Annotated in this window: 5 protein-coding genes; all 5 read right to left on the bottom strand. The window is 45.3% G+C overall.

All coding sequences use genetic code 11. The features are described 5' to 3' along the window. Window positions 1-85: 85 nt before the first annotated feature. Window positions 86-802, bottom strand: coding sequence for a LytTR family DNA-binding domain-containing protein (locus KKA81_05990; GenBank protein MBU2650466.1), 717 nt, complete (start codon window positions 800-802; stop codon window positions 86-88). Beyond that, window positions 799-1,851 carry a histidine kinase gene (locus KKA81_05985; protein ID MBU2650465.1) on the bottom strand — a complete coding sequence of 351 codons (1,053 nt, stop codon included), beginning with the start codon at window positions 1,849-1,851 and terminating at the stop codon, window positions 799-801. The genes KKA81_05990 and KKA81_05985 overlap by 4 nt, the downstream gene beginning before the upstream one ends. Before the next feature lie 28 nt (window positions 1,852-1,879). Further along, window positions 1,880-3,100 carry an ABC transporter permease gene (locus KKA81_05980; GenBank protein MBU2650464.1) on the bottom strand — a complete coding sequence of 407 codons (1,221 nt, stop codon included), beginning with the start codon at window positions 3,098-3,100 and terminating at the stop codon, window positions 1,880-1,882. A 17-nt stretch (window positions 3,101-3,117) separates the two neighbouring features. Beyond that, window positions 3,118-3,858 carry an ABC transporter ATP-binding protein gene (locus KKA81_05975; GenBank protein ID MBU2650463.1) on the bottom strand — a complete coding sequence of 247 codons (741 nt, stop codon included), beginning with the start codon at window positions 3,856-3,858 and terminating at the stop codon, window positions 3,118-3,120. Between the two features lie 11 nt (window positions 3,859-3,869). Further along, the coding region (locus tag KKA81_05970; protein MBU2650462.1) for a hypothetical protein at window positions 3,870-4,180 on the bottom strand (311 nt) is incomplete at its 5' end.

Here is a 4,180-nt window from a genome sequence, read left to right as displayed (position 1 = left end):
CCTGCAACCTGCAACCTGCACCCTGTACCCTGCACCCTGCACCCTGCACCCTGCACCCAGCAACTTGCTCTGATTACCCTGATTTTTATTCAAAGAAATGCTTCTTCAGAAACTCCTGAAATTTTTCCTTATAGTTATCTGACACGGGAATATATTCTTTGCCAAAAACGATGCGGTTCCTTTCGATGGTTTTTATCTTTGAGAGGTTTACAATAAAAGAACGGTGGACCCGCATGAATTCATTCTGTGGAAGCAATTCTTCCATGGCCTTCATGCTTTTAATCGTCATTACCGGCTTTTCTTTGTCCTGCAACCATATTTTTGCGTAGTCTTTCAATCCTTCGATATAGAGTATATCCTCCAGTTCAATACGAACCAGTTTATAATCGGATTTAACGAAAATGCTCCGGGTTTCTTCCTGCACGTTCTTTTTCCCGGTAACCAGTCCAAACCATTCTTTAGCCCTGACGGCCGCGTTCAGGAACTCCTCATAGCTGAATGGTTTGAGCAGATAATCCAGCGCATCCACCTTAAATCCTTCCAGGGCATACTGTTCAAAGGCAGTGGTAAATATTACCTTTTGCTCCTTCCTGATGGCTCTGGATAGCTGTAATCCGCTCAGTTCCGGCATTTGTATATCGAGGAAAAGAAGGTCGATATCTTCCTGTTCCAGCAGGTTCAATGCTTCAAAGGCATTATTGCAACGTCCTTTGAGTTCCAGGAAAGGGGTTTTCCTGACATAAGACTCCAGCAGGTCGAGGGCCAGGGGTTCATCATCCACGATCACACAACGTATCTTCATGGCCTGATAATCAATTGTGAGACAAATTTTTCGCCAAGGTTTTCCTGGTTAAAGCTGTATTTCCCGGGATAGATCAATTCCAGCCTCTTTCTCAGGTTCTCCAGTCCTATCCCTGAACCGCTCTGATCCTTATTGTTTTTGGGATGATTGCTGTTTTCAACAACACATTCCACCTCTCCCTGTTGTCCGGTTTGAATTTTAATTCGTATACAGGATTCGTTCAGGGGGCTGATACCGTGTTTGAAAGCATTCTCGATCAGGGATATGAAAAGCAAAGGTGCAATTTGTATATCTTCCGGTGCATCTTCAATTTTTGTATCTATCCTGATATTATCCGGATAACGCAACGACATTAACTGGATGTAATTCCTGGTAAAACTAAGTTCTGATGACAAGGGTACCAGATCGTGGTCACTTTCGTAAAGCACATACCTGATAAGCTTACTGAGCTGGTGAATGGCTTTTTGAGCATCATCAGGGCGAATAGCGATCAGACTATAGATGTTATTGAGGGTATTAAAGAAAAAATGGGGGCTGAGCTGGTTTTTCAAATTACTTAACTCCGACTCCATCCTGGCCTTTTCCAACTCATGGCGGATTTTTTCCGCTTTGTACCATTGTCCCGTCATCCTTATGGCCACGCTCAGACCAGTGATCAGCACCATTGAAGCTGCGTTTCTGAACCAGAAAAGCTCTTTCGGCGGAGCATGCATTCCTTCCCCGGTTTTCAGTATCATAGGCATCATCAGTTCCTCCTGGATGAAATATGAAATCCCGGCTATTCCTGCAAAGAGCAACAGGTTAATTATGATGAAGCTCAGCACCTTTTTCCTGAATAAAAAGGCTTCAATCAGCAGGAAAAAATTAAGATAAAATGCCAGCACATTAAAGAGCATGGGAATAGCAAAATGGAGATAATTGGTCAGAGTCCGGCTGCGTTCATCTGTGCTGAACAACACCGGCAGGGTAAAGATTAGCAACCAGATCGCAACATGAATGGCAACAGAAATGTTTTTCCTTTGCTTATCCTGAATACCGGTACTCTTCATTTTTTTCATTATTCAAAGTTAGCGTTAATTATTCATATCTCAACGCCTCTATCGGATCGAGGGAAGCTGCTTTCCTGGCAGGATACCAGCCAAAGAATACCCCGATGACCGTACATACTGCGAAAGAAAGAAGGATGGAATATGTAGTTACCAGCACGGGCCATCCCAGGAAATTTTCGATCACAAAAGATAGTCCGAGTCCAATGAGAACACCGGCCAGTCCTCCGGTAAAACTTATCATCACAGACTCAAACAGGAATTGCAGCAGGATGTCTCTGTCACGACCACCGACCGACATACGCAAACCGATCTCCCTCGTCCTTTCGGTGACAGATACAAGCATGATGTTCATGATCCCGATACCTCCAACCAACAGGGATATTCCTGCAATAACCCCGAGCAGTATGGTGAGGATGTCGGTAATAGACCCAAAAACGTCGATAAGTTCCTGTTGCGATCTGACGTGAAAGTCATCTTCATCCCCCTCACCTACCCCATGTTGTTCTCTCAGGATGGTTTCCATTTCTGTTTTGGCTTCATCGGCAAGGTCTTCGCTGACGGCAGAAGCGTATATGCTGTTCAGGTGGGTGATGGCCATTATCCTTTTCTGAACGGTTGTATAGGGTGCAACGATGATGTCATCCTGATCCATTCCCATAGTATTTTCTCCCTTTTCAGCAAGCACCCCAATAACTTTAAAAGGGATGCTGTTAAATCTCACCGTTTTCCCAACCGGATCTTCCCCTTTGGTAAAAAGGTTTTCCACCACGGTTTGCCCGATAACACATACTTTGGCGGCGGTTTTGATATCCCGTTCGGTGAACATGGCTCCCTCTTCAACCTCGTATTTGCTGATTTCCACATATTCTATGCTTACCCCGCGGATACTTGCCGGCCAGTTATTTGAACCATAAACCACCTGTCCTCCGCCGGAAACCATAGGAGAAACCATGCTTAAATAAACTGCCTGATCGCGTAATGCTTCATAATCATCCATAGTCAAGGTTTCCGTTTCGGAAGAAGAAAGCCTTGCTCCCTGAAAGCTCTCTGTACCGGGCCTGACAAACAGCATATTGGAGCCCATGCCTGAAATCTCCTCCTGTATGCTTTCTTTGGATCCCTGGCCTATGGCCAGCATGGCAATAACAGAAGCCACGCCGATGATGATCCCCAGCATAGTCAGGAACGTCCTGAACTTGTTACTGAACAGTGCCTTTCCTGAAATTTTAAAAAGATTGATGATATTCATTGTTAGGAATTTTAAATTTAAAAATCTTCATTGTTATTTTCCGGGAGAGCGGCCAGGGCCTCCCGGGCAGATTTAATGTTTGCATTCCGGTTGTCTTTCAATATCCTTCCATCGCGAAGAATAACGCTTCTATTGCTGAATGCAGCAATATCGGGTTCATGTGTGACGAAAGCGATTGTTTTTCCCTGCCGGTTCAGTTCCTGGAATAAAGCCATGATCTCGTAGGAAGTCCTGGAATCCAGATTTCCTGTTGCTTCATCGGCCAGGATGATGACCGGATCGTTCACCAGGGCTCTGGCAATGGCAACGCGTTGCTGCTGACCACCGGAAAGCTGGGATGGAGTGTGATCCATCCTGTCGGCGAGCCCGACAGCTTTCAGTGTTTCCTGAGCCCTCCGGCGTCTTTCCTTCGCACTCACCTTTGGATTGTAAAGCAAGGGCAATTCCACATTCTCCAGGGCCGTTGTCCTGGGAAGCAAATTGTACGATTGAAAAACAAAACCGATCTTTTCATTACGCAGGCGGGCTCTTTCATTCTTGGTCATCTTTTTCACGGGTACGCCGTCAAGCAGGTATTCCCCATCGGATGGAGTATCCAGGCATCCGAGTATGTTCAGCAGGGTGGATTTACCTGATCCGCTTGCACCCATTATGGTAACAAACTCCCCGGGTTCCATGCCGAATGAAATACCCCTTAGTGCCCTCACGGTTTCGTTGCCGACAAGGAATTCTCTTTTAAGACTATCGATTTTTATGATACTGTTCATAGTTATTTCGTTTTAGAAGTACTACTACCTGGTCTCTTGGGCATAAAAGGGCTGGATACTGCTTTACTTTCGCTTTCTACCTGACTTGAAGCCTCCACCATTGCAACTACAACCTGTTCGTCAATACTGAGCCCGGAGGTCACTTCGTAGTTTACTCCGTCGTAGGCTCCTGTTTGAACAGATTTTTGAAGTATTTCACCATTGTTCAGCACATAAACTGTTTTGTGGCCGGCATCCTGTTTTAAAGCAAGATAATTTTTCGGTTCTTCCGTCAAATCCTTATTATAGATGGCCAACAACGCCGGATCGGGAT

The sequence above is a fragment of the Bacteroidota bacterium genome (assembly GCA_018831055.1).
In the GTDB taxonomy this organism is placed as follows: domain Bacteria; phylum Bacteroidota; class Bacteroidia; order Bacteroidales; family B18-G4; genus M55B132.
This window is presented reverse-complemented; position numbering and strand designations above follow the sequence as displayed.

Bases quoted from the DNA above. Each gene is read 5' to 3' on its own strand.
- KKA81_05990 (MBU2650466.1), bottom strand. From the start codon at position 802: ATGAAGATACGTTGTGTGATCGTGGATGATGAACCCCTGGCCCTCGAC.
- KKA81_05985 (MBU2650465.1), bottom strand. From the start codon at position 1,851: ATGAAGAGTACCGGTATTCAGGATAAGCAAAGGAAAAACATTTCTGTT.
- KKA81_05980 (MBU2650464.1), bottom strand. From the start codon at position 3,100: ATGAATATCATCAATCTTTTTAAAATTTCAGGAAAGGCACTGTTCAGT.